At 73.7% G+C, this 16,465-nt stretch carries 15 protein-coding genes; 6 read left to right on the forward strand and 9 right to left on the reverse strand.

All coding sequences use genetic code 11. The features are described 5' to 3' along the window. The first annotated feature begins 108 nt into the window (after positions 1-108). The 5 genes from BS80_RS28145 (at position 109) to BS80_RS28160 (ending at position 5,113) form a co-directional block, all read left to right on the forward strand. Positions 109-2,388: an alpha-N-acetylglucosaminidase gene (locus BS80_RS28145; RefSeq protein ID WP_083975565.1), complete on the forward strand. Its 2,280-nt coding sequence runs from the start codon at positions 109-111 to the stop codon at positions 2,386-2,388. Positions 2,389-2,437: 49 nt separating this feature from the next. Beyond that, positions 2,438-3,046, forward strand: a complete 609-nt coding sequence (locus tag BS80_RS28150) for a hypothetical protein (RefSeq protein WP_035803382.1) — start codon at positions 2,438-2,440, stop codon at positions 3,044-3,046. Between the two features lie 98 nt (positions 3,047-3,144). Further along, positions 3,145-3,588 carry a DUF6325 family protein gene (locus BS80_RS28155; protein ID WP_232246675.1) on the forward strand — a complete coding sequence of 148 codons (444 nt, stop codon included), beginning with the start codon at positions 3,145-3,147 and terminating at the stop codon, positions 3,586-3,588. Between the two features lie 253 nt (positions 3,589-3,841). Then, positions 3,842-3,895, forward strand: a complete 54-nt coding sequence (locus tag BS80_RS43910; protein ID WP_332262206.1) for a hypothetical protein — start codon at positions 3,842-3,844, stop codon at positions 3,893-3,895. Positions 3,896-3,958: 63 nt separating this feature from the next. Beyond that, positions 3,959-5,113, forward strand: a complete 1,155-nt coding sequence (locus BS80_RS28160; RefSeq protein ID WP_051967282.1) for a low temperature requirement protein A — start codon at positions 3,959-3,961, stop codon at positions 5,111-5,113. Positions 5,114-5,116: 3 nt separating this feature from the next. Here the strand turns inward: BS80_RS28160 and BS80_RS28165 are convergent, their stop codons facing one another. Beyond that, the gene (locus tag BS80_RS28165; protein ID WP_035803386.1) at positions 5,117-5,584 is read right to left on the reverse strand and encodes an RICIN domain-containing protein; all 468 of its coding nucleotides are present in this window, start codon (positions 5,582-5,584) and stop codon (positions 5,117-5,119) included. Positions 5,585-5,776: 192 nt separating this feature from the next. Between BS80_RS28165 and BS80_RS28170 the strand changes: the two genes are divergently transcribed. Then, on the forward strand, positions 5,777-6,484 hold the full coding sequence (locus tag BS80_RS28170; protein ID WP_035803388.1) for a Clp protease N-terminal domain-containing protein: 708 nt from the start codon (positions 5,777-5,779) through the stop codon (positions 6,482-6,484). A 6-nt stretch (positions 6,485-6,490) separates the two neighbouring features. Here the strand turns inward: BS80_RS28170 and BS80_RS28175 are convergent, their stop codons facing one another. From BS80_RS28175 to BS80_RS38110, 8 genes are all read right to left on the reverse strand, one after another. Next, positions 6,491-7,822 carry an MFS transporter gene (locus BS80_RS28175; protein ID WP_035803390.1) on the reverse strand — a complete coding sequence of 444 codons (1,332 nt, stop codon included), beginning with the start codon at positions 7,820-7,822 and terminating at the stop codon, positions 6,491-6,493. Beyond that, positions 7,819-9,432: an ABC transporter substrate-binding protein gene (locus BS80_RS28180; RefSeq protein ID WP_035803392.1), complete on the reverse strand. Its 1,614-nt coding sequence runs from the start codon at positions 9,430-9,432 to the stop codon at positions 7,819-7,821. The genes BS80_RS28175 and BS80_RS28180 overlap by 4 nt, the downstream gene beginning before the upstream one ends. After that, entirely contained in the window at positions 9,429-10,679 is a 1,251-nt protein-coding gene (locus BS80_RS28185; RefSeq protein ID WP_051967283.1) for an ATP-grasp domain-containing protein, read from the reverse strand. Before BS80_RS28185 ends, BS80_RS28180 begins: the two co-directional genes overlap by 4 nt. After that, a complete protein-coding gene (locus BS80_RS28190) occupies positions 10,672-11,925 on the reverse strand; it encodes an ATP-grasp domain-containing protein (protein WP_051967284.1) in 1,254 nt (417 codons plus the stop codon). The genes BS80_RS28185 and BS80_RS28190 overlap by 8 nt, the downstream gene beginning before the upstream one ends. A gap of 1 nt (position 11,926) precedes the next feature. Next, positions 11,927-12,637: a heme oxygenase-like domain-containing protein gene (locus BS80_RS28195; RefSeq protein ID WP_035803394.1), complete on the reverse strand. Its 711-nt coding sequence runs from the start codon at positions 12,635-12,637 to the stop codon at positions 11,927-11,929. A 199-nt stretch (positions 12,638-12,836) separates the two neighbouring features. Then, entirely contained in the window at positions 12,837-14,261 is a 1,425-nt protein-coding gene (locus tag BS80_RS28200) for an aminotransferase-like domain-containing protein (RefSeq protein ID WP_051967285.1), read from the reverse strand. Positions 14,262-14,711: 450 nt separating this feature from the next. Beyond that, positions 14,712-14,933, reverse strand: a complete 222-nt coding sequence (locus BS80_RS28205; RefSeq protein ID WP_035803396.1) for a hypothetical protein — start codon at positions 14,931-14,933, stop codon at positions 14,712-14,714. A gap of 128 nt (positions 14,934-15,061) precedes the next feature. Next, the gene (locus tag BS80_RS38110; protein ID WP_051967286.1) at positions 15,062-16,408 is read right to left on the reverse strand and encodes a TolB family protein; all 1,347 of its coding nucleotides are present in this window, start codon (positions 16,406-16,408) and stop codon (positions 15,062-15,064) included. Positions 16,409-16,465 lie beyond the last annotated feature (57 nt).

Raw genomic sequence — 16,465 nt, forward strand, 5'->3', positions numbered from 1 at the left:
CGGTCACGGGTGGCGGCCGGTGGGAGCCACGGCGGAACAGGTGAAGCACAGCCCGGGCCCGCGCACGTCGGCGCTCCTGCGGGGGAGTGGCGGGTCAGGGTGGACGACATGGCGCTCCTCCCCGCTCGGTCCCTCGCGCGGCTGCTGTCGGCCGCGCTGCTCCTGACGTCGGCGGCGGCCTGCCCCGCAGCAGCCGCCGGTAGCCCCGCGTTCGACACCGCCCCCGCCCTGGCGAGCCTGGCGCGGCTGCTGCCCGACCGGGTGGCGGCGCAGTTCACGCTCGTCCCGGAGGCCGGGCCGGACGGCGGCGACGACGCCTTCTCGCTGAGCGGACCGGCCGGCGCGGTCCGGGTCGGCGGGACCTCGCCGGCCACTCTGCTGACGGGGGTCGGGTGGTACCTGGAGCACGTCGCGGGCGTCGACGTCGGCTGGCCGGGGGACAGCCTCGGCCGGCTGCCCGCCGTCCTGCCCGCCGTGACCGGGAGGATCACCCGGACGGCCCTGGTGCCGCACCGCTACGCGCTGAACGACACCGACGACGGCTACTCGGGCGCCTACCGCGACTTCGACGCCTACCAGCACGAGATCGACCTGTTGGCCCTGCACGGCGTCAACGAGGTCTTCGTCCAGCAGGGCGCGGAGTACCCGTACTACCGCGCGCTCCAGCAGTTCGGCTACCGCCCGGACGAGCTGCGTTCCTGGATCCCGGCCCCGGCGCACCAGAGCTGGTGGCTGCTGCAGAACATGAGCGGCTTCGGCGGCCCGGTCTCCGACCGGCTGATCCGCGACCGCGCCGCGCTCGGGCGCCGGATCGCCGACCAACTGCGCTCGCTCGGCATGACCCCGGTGCTCCCGGGCTTCTTCGGCACCGTCCCGCCCGGCTTCGCGGCCCGCAACCCGACGGCGCACGTCGTGGGGCAGGGCGACTGGGTCGGCTTCGAGCGGCCGGACTGGCTGGACCCGGCCGGTCCGGTCTTCGACCGGCTCGCCGCCGCCTACTACGCCTGCCAGCGCGCCGCGTTCGGCGGCAGCACCGCCTACAAGATGGACCCGCTGCACGAGGGCGGCAGCCCCGCCGGGGTGGACGTGGGCGCGGCCGCCCGGGCCGTCCAGAGTGCGCTGGAGGCGGCCCACCCCGGCGCGACCTGGGTGGTGCTGGGCTGGGAGGACAACCCGTCGGCCGCCCTGCTCGGCGGCGTCGACCGGAGCCGGATGCTGGTCGTCGACGGCCTCTCGGACCGGCTGGACGGCCTGGACCGCGAGGCTCAGTGGGCCGGGACCCCGTACGCGTTCGGGAGCATCGACAACTTCGGCGGGCACACCACCCTCGGCGCGAACACCGGGGTCTGGACCGCGCGGTTCCCGCAGTGGCTGGGCCGTCCCGGCAGCCGGCTGGCGGGCCTGGCCTACCTGCCGGAGGCCACCGGCGGCAATCCGGCCGCGTTCGAGCTGTTCACCCAACTCGCCTGGCAGCCGGGGCCGATCGACCGGGCGGACTGGTTCGCGGCCTACGCGGCCCGCCGCTACGGCGGCGTCGACCCGCACACCGCGGCGGCCTGGGACCTGCTGCGGCGCGGACCGTACGGCATGCCGTCCGGCACCTGGAGCGAGGCGCAGGACAGCCTGTTCTCCGCTCGGCCGGCCCTGACCGCGGCCACCGCGGCGACCTGGAGCCCGACCGCCGCGCGCTACGACCCGGCCACCGTGCGGCAGGCGCTGGACCAGCTGCTGCTGGCCCCCGCCGAGCTGCGGGCCACCGACGCCTACCGCTTCGACCTGGTGGACGTCGCCCGGCAGGCGCTCACCAACCGGGCGCGCGACCTGCTGCCGCAGATCGCCGCCGCCTACGGCGCTGGGGACCTGCCACGGTTCCGCGAGCTGACGGCGCGCTGGGACGGTGACGAGCAGCTGCTCGACCGGCTGGTCGCGAGCGACCCGCGGTTCCTGCTCGGCCCGTGGCTGGCCGGTGCCTGTGCCCGTGGGGCCTCGCCGCAGGAGCGCGACCGGTGGGAGTACGACGCCCGGTCGATCCTCACCACCTGGGCCGGACGTGGGCCCAGCGAGGCCGGCGTGCACGACTACGCCGACCGCGAGTGGTCCGGCCTGGTCCGCGACCTGTACGCGAAGCGCTGGGCCGACTACTTCGCCACGCTGGACACCGCGCTGGTGACCGGCGCGGCCCCGGCCGCGATCGACTGGTTCGCCTTCGACGACGCCTGGGCCCACCGCACCGACCGCTACCCCACCGTTCCCGCCGGTGACCCGGTCGCGCTGGCGGCCGAGGTCCGCGACGCGCTCGGCGCGCCCGGGGAGCCCGGCACTGGTCCGTCCGGGCGCCCGGACGGACCAGTGCCGGTCGCGGCGGGAACCCCGGCCGGGCGAGTGTGAGGGCAGCAGGTGCGGGACCGGTTCCGCGCCGTTGACCCAGGGTGGACTTGTGGACAGAAGGCACTCGCGCGCGGTCACCACCGGCGCGGTCGTCGCCGCGGCGGTGACGGTCGCGGTCGGCCTGTCGGCGTGCAGCAGCTCCTCGACCAGCTCCTCCGCGAGCTCGTCGGGCGCCACGTCGTCGTTCTCGCCCAACACCGCCTCGTTCTCCGGATCGCCGCCGTCCGCGCTGGCCTCGAACGCCTCGGCGGCGAAGTCGGCGGTGTCGGCCGCCGCCTCGTCCGCCGGGGCTGCCGCGGCCTCCTTCGAGGCGTCGGTCTCGGCGGCCGGTGCGAGCGCCAAGGCGGCGGCCACCGCCGCGCTGGCCTCGGTGACCGGCCCCGGCAACGCCATCGGCGACGTGACGCTGACCGGCGTGCCCACCAGCACCACCGGCGGCGCCAACGCGGCGATCGTGACGATCACCAACAGCACCTCGGCCGCCGCCTCGTACGCGGTGAAGGTCGAGTTCGACGACTCCTCCGGCACGGCGGTGGACACCGACGTGGTTGGCGTGCAGAACCTCGCGCCGGGCCAGAAGGCCGCGCCGATCGCCGCCAGCGGCAAGGACGTCGGGGTGACGCTGACCCCGCGGGTCGTCCAGGCCCAGCGCTACTGACGCCGACCGGCGCAGAGCGGCGTCGGCTGGCTTCGGGCGGTTCGGCGGCGCAGGCTGGAAGGGCCTCTCGTCCACGACAGCAGGAGGAGGAAGCTGTGATGGGTGCGGAACACGGACCTGTGGAGTACATCGTCGTCGCCTTTCCGGGCTCCCGGTTCAGCGGCGCGATCATGCCGGAGCTGAAGAAGCTCGTGGACGGCGGAATCGTCCGGATCATGGATCTCGCCTTCGTCAAACGGGACGACGACGGGACAGTGCGGTTCCTGGAGCTGGAGACCGTGGACGCTGAGGAGGCGGCGCTCTTCGCCGACCTCGACGGCGAGGTCGGCGGGCTGCTCAGCGAGGAGGACCTGTTGCTGATCGCCGAGGAGATCCCGGCCGGGTCCTCGGCGGCGTTGCTGGTCTGGGAGAACACCTGGGCCGCCGCGACCGTCGCCGCGATCCGCGAGGCCGGCGGCGTCCTGGTGGCGCACGAGCGCGTTCCCGTCCACGTGCTCGAACAGGATCTGCTGGCCATCTCCACGGCGGGAGCGGTGTCATGATCGGCCGGCGGATGGCACGTGGTGGACGGCCCGGGCTGATCGGCGCGGCCGCGCGGACCGCCGTGGTGGCCGGGACGGCGACCGCGGTGAGCGGCCGGGTCGCCGCGCGTCAGCAGGACCGCGCCGCCGCCCAGGAGGCTGCCGCCGCGCCCCGCCGCCGCCCGTCGCCGCGCCGGCCGCCGCCGCGCCCCCGGCGCTGGACGACGCGGCGCTGTCGTCGCTGGAGCGGCTGGCCGGACTCCGCGACCAGGGCGTGCTCTCCGACAGCGAGTTCGCGGCCGCGAAGCAGCGGGTCCTGGGCCTCTGAGTCCAGAGCCGCGGCGGGGACCGTCGCGCCCGCGCTGAACTGCGGGTCTGTCAGAATCGCGCTGTGCCCGATGAAGCCGCCGCGCCGGTCCCCGCGTCCGACTCCCCGTCCGCGCCCGCGCCCGCCGAGAGCGTGCGGCCGCTGGAGTTGTTCTTCGACCTGGTGTTCGTGTTCGCGATCACGCAGATCGCCTCGGTGCTGGCCGTGCACCCCGACCCGCAGGGGCTGGCGCGCGTGGTGGTGCTGCTCGCGCTGACCTGGTGGATGTACGCCGGCTACGCGTGGCTCACCAACGCGCTGGACCTCGACCGCACCGGGCCCAGGCTGCTGCTGCTCACCGGGATGGCGTCGTTCTTCGTGATGTCGCTGGCGGTCCCGCGGGCGTTCGAGCCGGGGCCCTGGGGGCTGGTGCTCGGGCTGGCCTATCTGGGCGTGGTGTTGGTGCACACGGTCGGATTCCTGCGGACCTCGGGGCGGCCCGGCATCGCCCGGATCGGGCCGCTGAACCTGGTGAGCGCGCTGCTGGTCCTGGCGGCGGGCCTGGTGCCGTCGGGCTGGCGGCTGACGATCCTGGCGCTGGCCTGCCTGCTCCAGGTCCTGACGCCGTTCCTGGTCGGGACGGGCGGCTTCACCGTCGGCGCGGGCCACTTCGTGGAGCGGCACGGACTGGCCGTCATCATCCTGCTCGGCGAGTCGATCGTGGAAGTCGGCTCGGCCGCCGCCAAGCAGCCCCGCGTCGCCGACGTGCTGCCGGGCGCGCTGCTGGCCCTCGTGCTCAGCGCCGCGCAGTGGTGGCTCTACTTCGACCGCGAGGAGCGCGACAGCGAGGCCCTGTTGGACCGCGCCCCCGCCGACCGGCGGCAGACCATGGCGCTGTACTCCTTCGGCTACGCCTACCTGGTGATGATCCTGGGCATCGCGGTCACCGCGGTCGGCATGCAGGAGGCGGTCGACTCGTTCGGCGAGCCGCTGCGCGGGCTCAGATGGCTGCTGCTCCCGCTGGGGGCGGGGCTCTACCTGTTGGGGCTGGCCTGCTTCCGCCGGGCCCTGGCCGGCCGCGGGAGCTGGCCCCGGCTGCGGCTGGCGGGTGCGGGCGCGATGGTGCTGGTCGCGCCCGCCGCGCGCTGGGTGGGCGGCTGGGCGGCCCTTGCGCTGACCGCCGCGCTGCTGCTGGGGCTGCTGGTCATCGAGTCGGCCCGGTCGGACGAGCCCGCGTAGGGTCTACTGCTCGGTGCGCCACTTCTGGTAGCTGCTGGCGGCGTCGCAGCCGAAGGAGGCGACGCGTCCGTCCCAGGCGGTGAGGCAGCCGCCGGTCGCCTGGTTGGCGAAGTGCTGCGCCTTCGGCTGCCACTGCTGGGCGGGATTGCCCTCCTGGCACGGCTGGGCGACGACCCGGCCGCCCTCGACCTCCTCCAGGCAGGTCCCGTCGGCGGTGTCCTGGAGCAGTCCGTCGCCGGCGATGAGCCAGCTCCGCACGCCGCCGCTGTCGCACCCGGCGGTGCGGGCCTCCCCGTTGCCGTCGAGCTGCAGGCACTCGCCGCTTTGCTCGTTCACCAGGCTGACCGGGCCGCCGCGGCGCGGGGCGGCGGTGGCGGCGTACGTGCTGCTCGCCGGGACGGCCAGCAGGGCGAGGGCCGTGGTGAGCAGGGCGGCGACTGTGCGGTGGGTGGCGTGCCTGGTGACGGTCATGGGGGGTCCTCCGGGCTGTCGTCGAGGGTGGGCCGACTTTTCGATCGTGCCGTGAGCGGGGACGGGCGATGCCCCGGCGCACCCGGGCGGGCCGGTGGCGGGCACCCGGGTGGCTGAACGGGGGCGGGGCCGGGCGCCGGAGATCGTCAACTGCGGGTTGACGATTGAGCAGCGTCAACCTAAGGTTGACGCATGACGAACCCCGTACGGCTCGACGACTTGATCGAGGCCATCAAGAAGATCCACACCGACGCACTCGACCAGCTCTCGGACGCGGTCATGGCCGCGGACCACCTCGGCGAGGTGGCCGACCACCTGATCGGCCACTTCGTGGACCAGGCGCGCCGCTCGGGCGCGTCCTGGACCGACATCGGCCGCAGCATGGGGGTCAGCAAGCAGGCGGCGCAGAAGCGCTTCGTGGCCAAGGACCCCGGTGAGGCGAACTCCCTGGACCCCAGCCAGGGGTTCAGCCGCTTCACCGAGCGGGCCCGGCACGTCGTGGTCGTCTCGCAGGAGGAGGCCCGCGGCTCGGGCAACGCCGAGATCACCCCCGCCCACCTGGTCCTCGGGCTGCTCAGTGAGCCGGAGGGCATCGCGCTGCGGGCGATCGTCGCGCAGGGCATCGCGCCGGAGGCCGTGCGGGGGGCCGCGACCGCCGCCCTGCCGCCGTCGGCCGAGGAGCTGCCGGCGCTCATCCCGTTCGACGCCGGGTCCAAGAAGGCACTGGAGCTGACGTTTCGTCAGGCTCTGCGACTGGGGCACAACTACATCGGCACCGAGCACATCCTGCTGGCGCTGCTGGAGGTCGAGGCCGGGACCGGAGTGCTCAGTGGCCTCGGCGTCGACAAGGCCGCCGTCGAGGCCACCATGGCGGAGATCCTGGCCGGGTACCAGAAGTAGTGCGGGTCAGCCGGTCCGTTCGCGGACCTCGGACTGCGCCGCCGGTTCGCCGGCCGGCGGTGGGGCAGGGTGCCGGACGCCGCGGGCGGCGGTGCCGGCGCTCACCAGGGCCGAGGCGCCGAGCAGGGTGAGCGCCATGACGGCGAAACCGGCCGCGCCGAAGCGGGTGGTGAGCCAGGCGAGCACGGCGGGGCCGAGGACCGCCACCGCCTCCGGTCCGGTGCCGAAGAAGCCCAGGTACAGGGCCTGGCGGTGGTCCTCGGGGGCGAGGGCGAAGGAGAGCGTCCAGCCGGCCGTCACCTGGACGATCTCGCCCAGGGTGAAGCAGAGCACCGCCGCGGCCAGGCTCACCACCGCCCAGCCGGTCGGGACGAAGGCGGCCAGCGCGAGCAGTCCGCAGCCGCCGGCCAGCAGCACCCCGGCGGCCCACCCGGCGCGCACGCCGGACCGCAGGTCCCGCACCCGGTTGCCGAGCGGGACCTGTAGGGCCACCACGGTGAGGGTGTTGAGCAGCAGCAGGGCGCCCATGGTGGCCGGCGGCACCGAGGTCCGGTGGGCGAGCCAGAGCGGCGTCATCACGCTGAGCAGCGGGATGTGCAGCGACAGCAGGCCGTTGCCGGCGGTGAGCAGCGCGAACCCCCGGTCGCGCAGCGGCAGTAGCGCGGACCGGAGCCGGTCGCCCGGGGGCGTGCCGACGCGCTGCGCCCGGCCGGACGGCGCCGGCTCGCGGGCGAGGTCGGCGGTGCGCCAGGTGGTGTGGGCGAGCAGCCAGGCGGAGAGGAAGAACGCCACGGCCACCACCGCGACGACGGCGTCGAAGGCGGTGCGGTCCACCCGCAGCAGGCCGAGGGTGCCCAGCAGGGCGCCCACGGTGACGCCGATGTTGGTCGCCACCTGGATGCCGGCCATCGTCTTGGTGCGCTCGTCGGCGGGGACGAAGCGGCCCACCACGATCTGGCTGAACATCTTGCCCGGTCCGTCGGTGACCGACACCAGGGCCAGGGCGAGGTAGAAGGTGGCTGTCGAGTGGACCGTGAGGAAGGCCAGGAACGACAGCCCGCGGACGATCTGGAGCACGGTGGCGACCCGGCCCGCGTGGCGGCGGCGTGCGAGGGAGGAGATCGGCACCATGGCGAGCAGGCCCAGCACGCCGCCCATGGCCAGGCCGCCGCCGACCTGGTCGGGCGTCAGGTCGAGCAGCCTGGTGAAGAAGAGTGTCGAGGCGGAGATCCAGACCCCGGTGCCGATCCAGCCGATCAGGGCGGAAGCCGCAACGGCCCGTCCGACCGGATGCGCGGGAAGCTGGGTGCGCGCCCAGCGCAGCACGGCGTTCGTCATCGGTCCGCTCCCGGCGTCGACGCGGTGGTGGTGGGCGTGCCGGCGGTGCCGGGGGCAGTGGCGGCGGGGTCGAGCGGCCGGTACTGCCGCAGCGCCGGTACGCCGAAGACGTCCATCGGCGGGCCGAGCGGGCGCACCCGGTCCGGCGCCACCAGGTGGTAGAGGGCGCCCTGCCACAGCGGCAGGAACGGCAGGTCGTCCAGCACCAGTTGCTCCGCCTGTCGGTAGCGGGTGCGGCGCTCGGTGGCGTCGGCGGTGGCGCGGGCGCCGTCGATGAGGGCGTCGACGCGCGGGTTGCGGTAGCGCGCGTAGTTGCTGTCGCCCACCGCCGCGCTGTGCGCGAGCGGGTGCAGGGCGTTGTCCGCGGAGAGGTAGTCCACGGTCCAGTTCATCCGGAAGAGCGTGGTCGCCTGCGGGAGTTCGCGCAGATACGCGGGCCAGTCCAGGCGTCTGCCCTCGACTCGCCAGCCGAGGCCGTCCCGGATTCCCCGGATCACGTCCGACACCCAACCCTCGTGTCCTTGACCGGCATTGAAAAGAACGCGGACCGCACCCGGTGGGGTGATGCCGCGTTCGGTGAGCAACTTTCGTGCGCCGTCCGGATCGTAGGTGATGTGCAGGGACGGTCGGTGGGCGATCGCGGTGCCGGGAGGCAGCGCGGCCGGGCCGGTCATCGGTGGCACGATCCGGTCGGCGACCGGTCTGGTCCCGGCGAAGTGCCGTTTGCCGATGGTCTCCCGGTCCACGCACATCGCCACCGCGCGCCGCACCACCGGATCGTCGAAGGGGGCGACCGGCAGCGGGAAGCCCAGGTAGGTGACCATCGGGTTGGGGGTGCAGTGGAACGCCGGGCCGCTCGCGGCGGCCTCGCCGAGCAGGTCGGGTGCCACCTCGGTGACGTCCAACTCGCCTCGCGCGAAGGCCCGGTAGGCCTGGTCCAGGTCGTGGTGGATCCGGAACTCGATCCGCCGGGCCTGGCCGGCGCCGCCGTCGGGGTAGGCGCCGTTGGCGCCGTGGTAGCCGGCGAACTGCTCGACCGCCAGGCCGTGGCCGGGTCTCCACTCCTCGACGACCGCGTACGGGCCGGTGCTGACCGGCCGCCGGGCGAAGGCCGCCGGGTCGGCCTCGACGAGTTCGGCCGGTACCGCCGCGGTGACCCGGTGGCTGAACACCGCCGCGATCTCGTGGAACGGCAGAGTCAGTCGGACCAGGAGCTGATGATCCGTCAGGATCTGGACGCCGCTCAGCAGTCGGCTGGTGCCGGCGGCGACCTCGCAGTAGCCCTCGACGGCCGAGAGATGGTGGGCGAGGGCCGACTCGGTCTCCGGGCGCACCACCCGGGAGAGCGAGTAGCGGTAGTCCTGCGCGGTCACCGGGCGGCCGTGGTGGAACCGGACGTCCGGGCGCAGCCGGAACCGGATGCTCAGCCCGTCCGGCGCCACCTGCCAGCCGTCGGCCGCGGCGGGGGCCAGCCGGCCGGTGGCCGGGTCGCAGTCCACCAGCGGATCCGCCAGCAGCCCGGCGATCAGCGCGCCGTCGTGTTCGAAGGCCCGGCCCGGATCGATCGCCGAGGGCTCGCCCACCTGCACCCGCAGAGCGCGGCGCGTCACCGGTCCACCGAAGTCGGAACCTCGACCTCCAGACGGTAGCGGGCGATGGCCTCCAGGAGCGCGCGGCGTACCGCCGCCTGGTCGGTGCCCCGGAACAGGAAGCGCCCGCCGGCGTGGTCGTAGCCGCCCTCGCCGTCGAACAGGTGGCCGGGGGCCGGCAGTGCCTCGGCGTAGACCTCGGGCACGACGTCGACCAGTGAGTTGCGTTCGACGACCCGCTGCGGCCACGGCCGGGGTTCGGGGAAGACCAGCCAGCCGCCGGCGCCGGTGGGAAGCTCGTCCTCGGTACTGCGCGGGGGGAGGCCGATCGAGGTCCGGAACGCCTCCTCGAAGAGGTCGATGCCGAACAGGTCGCGGTGCAGGAACGGCACCCCGGCGCCGCCGGGCCGTAGTCCCACCTCCAGGAAGACCGGCACGCCGGTGGCGGTGACGATCACCTCCAGGTGGAACGGGCCGTCCCGGAGCTCCAGCGCGTCCAGGCACTCGGCGGTGAAGGCGGTCAGCTTCTCGCGCAGCGGTCCGGGGTCGAGCAGGACCGAGCCGAGCGGGGTGCCCTCGGTGTACTCCAGGCAGGTGTTGACGTACTCGGAGACCGTGACGAAGTGGAACCGCCCGCCACGGCGGATGCCGTCCACGTGGTGGATGGCGCCCTCGACGAACTCCTCGGCCTCGTAGCCCTCCTCGGGGCCGATCCCGGCCAGCGCCGCGGTCAGCTCCCGCTGGGTGCGCGCCAGGACCACCCCGCGGGAGGCGGCGCCGTCGCGCGGCTTGAGGATCAGCGGCAGGCCCAGCTGCTCGGTGATCGTCAGGGCGGTGCTGTCGGGGGTGAGTTCGAGGAACCTGGGGGCGCGAACGCCCGCCCGCTGGATCCACTCCTTCATCACGGCCTTGTCCCGGAAGCGCAGGACGTGGTCGGTGGACCAGCCGGGGACGGCCAGCGCCTGGCGCAGCTGCGCGGCGGTGAGCAGGTCGAACTCCGAGAGCCCGACGATCCCGGCCAGCGGGCCGTGCTTGTCGGCGACCAGGCGGGCCGCCGCCAGCAGGGTGTCGTAGCCGAGGTCGTCCACCACGATGGTCTCCACCGCGCCGTCCAGGTCGAGCGGGGGCAGTCCGTCGGGGGTGGTCAGGTAGGCCAGGCGGTGCGTGCCGTCCGGCACGAAGCGGTGGTACTCCCCGAACTCGTCGTCGAAGCGGTTGATGACGAGGAGCAGTGGGGCGGGCTGCGAGCCGCGGGACTGGCTACTCAAAACTCACTCCAAGGTCGATGAGCCGCCGGACCTCCAGGGCGTCGGCGTAGGAGTCGGCGGTGAAGAGGACGTGGCCCAGCCGGCAGCGGAAGTCGGTCGCCGGGGGGATGGTCTCGCCGGGCCGCAGGTACAGCTCGGCGGCCAGCACGTCGGGACGCCCGCGCAGCGTGTCCAGGCCGTGCACGGCGCGGTAGCGGTCCAGGCCCGGGGCGGTGAGGAAGTGGATGCCGGCGAACTTGGCGCGCGGGGAGCGCACCGGTACGGCGTCGGGGCCGAGGCCGGTGTGCGCGGCCACCGCCAGGTGGGCCAGCGGGACGCCGGAGGCGATCTCGACCAGCTGTGGGATCCGGTCGCCGCCCATCCGGGCGGCGAGCTCGATCAGCACGGGTGCGCCGCCGGGCAGCCGCAGTTCGCAGTGGAAGGGTCCGACGGTGACGCCGAGCGCCGCGACGACGGCGGTGACGTAGGCGTCGACGGCCCGGCGCACCGACGGCGTCAGATCGGCGTGCACCACGTGTCCGAGTTCGACGAAGTGCGGCTCGGGGCCCAGGAACTTGCGGGTGACCGCGACGATCCGTACCTGACCGTCCGTCACATATCCTTCGACGGACAGCTCGGGGCCGTCCAGGTACTCCTCCAGCAGGATCTTGCCGTCCAGCCGGCGGCCCAGGTCGGAGCGCGGGTCGCCGACCAGGTTCCGGTAGGCGCTGTGCAGTTCGGCGCGGTCGTCGACCCGCACCACGTGGATGCTGCCCGCCGAGTCGGTCGGTTTCAGCACGCAGGGGAAGCCCACCGCCTCGGCGGCGGCGTCGAGTTCGGCGGCCGAGCAGGCCGGGGCGTAGCGCGGCACACGCAGTCCCGCCGCCTCGACCCGCCGGCGCATCAGCGCCTTGTCGCGGACCGCCGCGGCCTGCGGGGCGGGCAGCCCCGGCAGGCCGAGGCGGGCGGCGAGGCGCGCAACCACCGGGACGTAGAACTCGAAACCCGGCAGGATGCCGACGAGTTGGCGCTCGGCGTGCAGCGCGGTGACGGCCGCGGTGAGCGCCGGCTCGTCGTTGGTGTCGAGGGTGAGCAGGGTGTCGATGTCCCGCCGAACCCCGTCGGGCAGCCGGCGGTCGTCGCGGTCGTGCGAGACCACCACCGTCTCAAGGCCCAGGTCGTGGGCGGCGCGCAGGAGCGCCACCCCGGAGGACATCGGCTCGACGACCAGGACGCGGCCCGGTCCGGGGGTTCGGGGGGACGTCATGTCAGTTCGCCGAGGCCTCGGAGCGGGCGCCGACGGTGGACTCGTAGAGCTCGTTGAAGTAGTCCCCGATGAGGTCGATGAAGACGGTCAGGTAGACCTCGGCCTGCTCGGGGCTGCTGAACTTCTCGACCGCGCGCGAGACGGTGCGGAACATCAACTCGTCGTGGTCGTGCGACTCGTCGAAGGCGATGTGCGCCTTGGTGCCGTGCACGTACTCCTTGCCGAACTCGGTGGCGGCCTTCTCGGTGATGACCGGGTTGTACTGGTCGGAGTACCACTCCACGAACCAGTCCCAGATGGTGGTGGGCGCCGGGCCGGAACGGTCGGCCTCCAGCCGCAGGTACCCCATCAGCTTGGCCGTGGCGGGGAAGACCGGAGTGGCGTTCAGGGCCTCGATGGTGAGGCCGAACTTCTCCAGGTCGCGGGTGAACATGTTCTCGTGGCCGAATTCCTCGGCCAGGTACTTGGCCAGCTTCGCGGCCAGCGCGTCGTCCTGCGATCCGACCTTGTAGAGCGCGTAGCTGTCCACCTCGTTGTTGAGGCGGATCCGCAGCACGGTCTCGGTGATGTGCCGGATGTAGTAGTCGCGGTCGATCCATTCGCCGCTGTGCAGTTCACGCAGCTTGGGAACGCGCTTGAACTGCTTCTCCAGCAGCTCTGCGGCCAGCGTCTGGAGGCGTTCGCGGTCGAGCTTCGACTCGGTGATGGACATGCGTGTACACACCCTTCCTTGCGAGGTTCGCGGGGCGTTACCAGTGAGCCGGGCGTACGCGGGTGGTGTTTCTGCTCCGGCTCAGCGCTCTCCCAACATCATGTGACAAGCGGAGGATCAGGCCAAGAGCCAATTCGCAAGGCTTGGCCTGTACAGGGCAGGCGGCCTCGGGGTGGCACGGAGCAGGGCTGACGCCACATCAGTCGCCCGCCGGCGGTTCGGTGGTGGTCTCCTCGTGGGCGCGGGCGAGCAGGCGCACGCCCTCCTCCAGCGCCCGCTCCGGCAGTGTGTACGGCAGGCGCAGGTAGTTGTCGAAGACCCCGCCCACGCCGAACCGCGGGCCGCTCAGCAGCCGGACCCGGTACCGCTCGGCGGCGGTGGCCAGCGCCGTGCTGACAGGCGCCCCGAGGTCGACCCAGAGCGCCGGGCCGCCCGTCGGCACCCGGAACCGCCAGCCGGGCAGCTGCCGTCGCAGCGCGCCGACCAGGACCTCCCGCTGACGGGTCAGCACCGCCCGGCGCTCGGCGAGCAACTGGTCGGCCGAGCGCAGCAGATAGGTGGTGATCACCTGGTCGGCCGACGCGGTCTCGGTGCCCTGGGCGGCGTTGTTGAGGGTGAGGCGGTGGATGATCGACGGCGCGGCGCGGATCCAGCCGACCCGCAGGCCGTCGCCCACCATCGCCCGGGTGGAGCCCAGCAGCGCCACGGTGTCCAGCGGGTCGTGGGCGGCCAGCGAGGGCGGGAGTTCCGGCCCGTCCAGCCGCAGTTCGGCGGCGCTCTCGTCGGCCACCAGCAGGGTGCCGCTCTGCTGGGCCGCGCGGACCAGCCGTTGCCGGGCGCCGGCCGACATCAGCCGGCCGGTGGGATGCTGGAAGTCGGGGGTGAGGAAGGCGATCTGCGGCCGGACCTGGCGCAGCGCGGTGACGAACAGGTCGGTGTGCCAGCCGTCCTCGGCGAGCCCGACCGGGCACGGGCGGGCGCCGTGCAGCCAGATGGCGTCCATCACCAGCGGCGCCGACGGCGCCTCGATCAGGACGAGCTGGGAGGGTTTGGCGCGCAGCTTCAGCAGTAACTGCCAGGAGTGGCGCGAGCCCTGGGTCAGTAACAGCTGGGCCGGCGAGGTCGGCAGGCCCCGGGCGGTGTAGCGGTCGGCGATCGCCTGCCGGAGCTCGGGCAGGCCGCGCGGGTCGTGCTCACCGCCCGCCAGCGAGCGGGCCAGGTCGGTCGCCGCCAGCCGTACCGCCTGTTCGAGCAGCGGCACCGGGACGGGCAGCGCGGCCGACGCGAAGTCGGCCGCCCAGCCGCCGACCGGGCGTCGCGGTCGACCCGTCGGGGGCCGCCCGCCGGCCGGGACGGCGGCCGGCAGCGAGACGACCGTCCCGAAACCGCGCTCGCTGTGCACCCGGCCCTCGCTGCGCAGCAGGTCGTAGGCCTTGGTCACGGTCGTCCGGCTGAGCCCGAGGTGCTCGGCGAGCACCCGCTCCGGGGGGATCCGGGTGTCCGGGATCAGCCGCCCCTCCCGGATCAGGACCCGCAGCCGCTGGGCGAGCGCGGTGTAGGCCGGGTCCGCCGACTGCCAGCCGCCCAGCAGCTGGCCCAGCTGGCCGGGACCGATCAAGTACATGGAATCTGCCACAGTTTGCCATCCGGTCAGGACCGGTGCACCGGTGGCCGACGTCCGGGGTCTCCGGCCGTGTCAGTCCGGGAGTGCACCGAGAAGTCCCGCTGCCGGGGGCTGGCAGCGGGTCGGTCTGCGCGGGGAGGAGCGCGTCAGGCTCTCGAGTGCCGGACGCGGCACGAGGTTCTCCGGTGACGGGCCGTCCCGCAGGTCACCCTTGTCCGGGTCATCGGTGGCGACGACAAGGGTTGGTGCGGACCGGCTTCGCGGGTACGCCGACGGTGTGCCGGGTGGCGGGTGCGGTCGGGCCCGTCGGGGCGAGGTGGTTCGCTGACGTCACAGTTCATGTGTCGCAGCTGCGGTGCGGGAAGTCAAGGCTGTGGATTGCCACTCTGGTAAGGCAGTTGGTATTTCTTCGGCTTCCGGAAGAAGGTCGGCGAGTACGTTTTTTTCCGGTCAGTGTCCGGCGGTGTACGCCAGCTCGTAGAGCGACCAGTCGCCGTCGGACCAGACGTGGATGCGGATCGCGGTGGCGGCGGATCGGCCGGCAGCGATCGCCTCGCGCTCGGCGACGACGTGGTCGTAGGCGGCCTGGCTGGTCCGGTGATCGGTCGGGGTGTCGACGCCGCCGTCGGTGATGACGACGCGCCACGGCTTGAACGAGCTGCTGGTGGTCATGATCGGCTCCTAGCTGTGCGGCGCTCCCCGGGGGGTGGGGAGCGCCGCCGAGTCCATAGTGGGCGCGCGGAGCCGGACGTGCGATGACCTGAACGATCACGTTTTCGTGAGAGTGACGGCGGTGTGGGTCAGCGCAGCGAGAGGCGGGCGGCGAAGACGTCCTCCTGCTGGTTGGTGTCGCCCGGGACGAGAGCGCTGTCCCCGGCTGCGAACAGCAGGGTGGTGCCCAGCGCGTCGATCGCCTGCTCCCCCTCGTCGAGCGGGACGGCCGCGCCGCCGGGGGCGGTCGGGGTGACGCGCTGGGTCGTGCCGGTGCGCAGGTCGCGGCGGAAGAAGCCGACGCTCTGGCCCGTGCCGCCGGGCAGCAGGTTGCCGGCGTCGGAGGCGAAGTAGGCCCAGCGGTCGTCCGCCGTCATCCCGATCTCGTGCGAGGAGGCGTCGCCAGGGGTGCCGTCGGGGGCGGTGCTGACCACCGTCGTGGTGCCCCGGTCCAGGTCGCGGACCAGGACCTGGGTCGGGGCGGGGATGTCGTCGCCGAAGGAGGTGAAGACCGCGTAGCGGCCGTCCGGGCTGAGCGAGGCGCCGCCGACCAGGGCGGCGCTGCCATCGGCCGCCACGCTCGCGAGGCTGGTCGTGCCGGTGCGCAGGTCGTGCACGTAGAGGGGGTAGAAGCGCGGCTTGTGGATCGCCAGTGGCGAGCGGACCGCCCCGGGGCCGGCCGGCAGCAGGCTGCTGTCGCGCGAGACGAACGCCACGCGCGAGCCGTCCGCGCTGATCGCGGGCTGGAAGGAGCCGAACGCGGTCTGGGCCCCGGCACCGGTGACGTCCGCCCGCACGGTGGTTCCGGTGCGGCGGTCGAAGACGAAGATGTCCGAGGCCTGGTTGGTGTCGCCGGGCACCAGGTCGGTGCGGTTGGAGGCGTAGGCGACGTAGCGGCCGTCGGCGCTGATGGTGGGGGAGAAGCTGTCGCCGGTCTGCGGCCCGAGGGCGGGGTCACCGGTGCTGATCCGCTCGGTGCGCCCGGTCCGCAGGTCGCGGACGAAGATGTCGGTGGCGCCGTTGGTGTCCGCCGGCACCAGGTTGTCGGCGGCGGAGGAGAAGACGACGTAGCGGCCGTCCGCGCTGATCCCGCCGGCGGTCGAGTAGGAGTCGGCCGGGGCGCCGCCGTCACTCACGTCGATCCGCTCGACGCGCTTGGACCACAGGTCGCGGACGAGAATGCCGCCGAAGCCGTTGGTGCCGCCGGGCACCAGGTTCTCGGCAGTCGAGGTGAACAGGGCGTAGCGGCCGCTCGCGCTGAGCGCCACCGGGTAGGAGCCGCCGTCCGGTTGTGTGCCGTCCGGGGCCAGGCTCACCCGGACGACGGCCGGCGGCACCGCGGCGACGGCCGGCAGCGCGGCGATGGCGGCGAGCGCGGCCGTGACGGCGCAGACGCCTGCGGCGGTCAGGATCCTGGCACGACCGAGTCCTAACATGGGGTCCCCTCCCGAGTCGGCCGCCCGGTGGTGGTGTCCGGGCGAACGATCCGAGCC

It is taken from the genome of Kitasatospora mediocidica KCTC 9733, from assembly GCF_000744225.1.
Lineage (GTDB): Bacteria > Actinomycetota > Actinomycetes > Streptomycetales > Streptomycetaceae > Kitasatospora > Kitasatospora mediocidica.

Coding starts and splice junctions, on each gene's coding strand:
- BS80_RS28145 (WP_083975565.1), top strand. CDS start 109: ATGGCGCTCCTCCCCGCTCGGTCCCTCGCGCGGCTGCTGTCGGCCGCG.
- BS80_RS38110 (WP_051967286.1), bottom strand. CDS start 16,408: ATGTTAGGACTCGGTCGTGCCAGGATCCTGACCGCCGCAGGCGTCTGC.
- BS80_RS28165 (WP_035803386.1), bottom strand. CDS start 5,584: ATGACCGTCACCAGGCACGCCACCCACCGCACAGTCGCCGCCCTGCTC.
- BS80_RS28170 (WP_035803388.1), top strand. CDS start 5,777: ATGACGAACCCCGTACGGCTCGACGACTTGATCGAGGCCATCAAGAAG.
- BS80_RS28200 (WP_051967285.1), bottom strand. CDS start 14,261: ATGTACTTGATCGGTCCCGGCCAGCTGGGCCAGCTGCTGGGCGGCTGG.
- BS80_RS28155 (WP_232246675.1), top strand. CDS start 3,145: ATGGGTGCGGAACACGGACCTGTGGAGTACATCGTCGTCGCCTTTCCG.
- BS80_RS28190 (WP_051967284.1), bottom strand. CDS start 11,925: ATGACGTCCCCCCGAACCCCCGGACCGGGCCGCGTCCTGGTCGTCGAG.
- BS80_RS28195 (WP_035803394.1), bottom strand. CDS start 12,637: ATGTCCATCACCGAGTCGAAGCTCGACCGCGAACGCCTCCAGACGCTG.
- BS80_RS28205 (WP_035803396.1), bottom strand. CDS start 14,933: ATGACCACCAGCAGCTCGTTCAAGCCGTGGCGCGTCGTCATCACCGAC.
- BS80_RS28175 (WP_035803390.1), bottom strand. CDS start 7,822: ATGACGAACGCCGTGCTGCGCTGGGCGCGCACCCAGCTTCCCGCGCAT.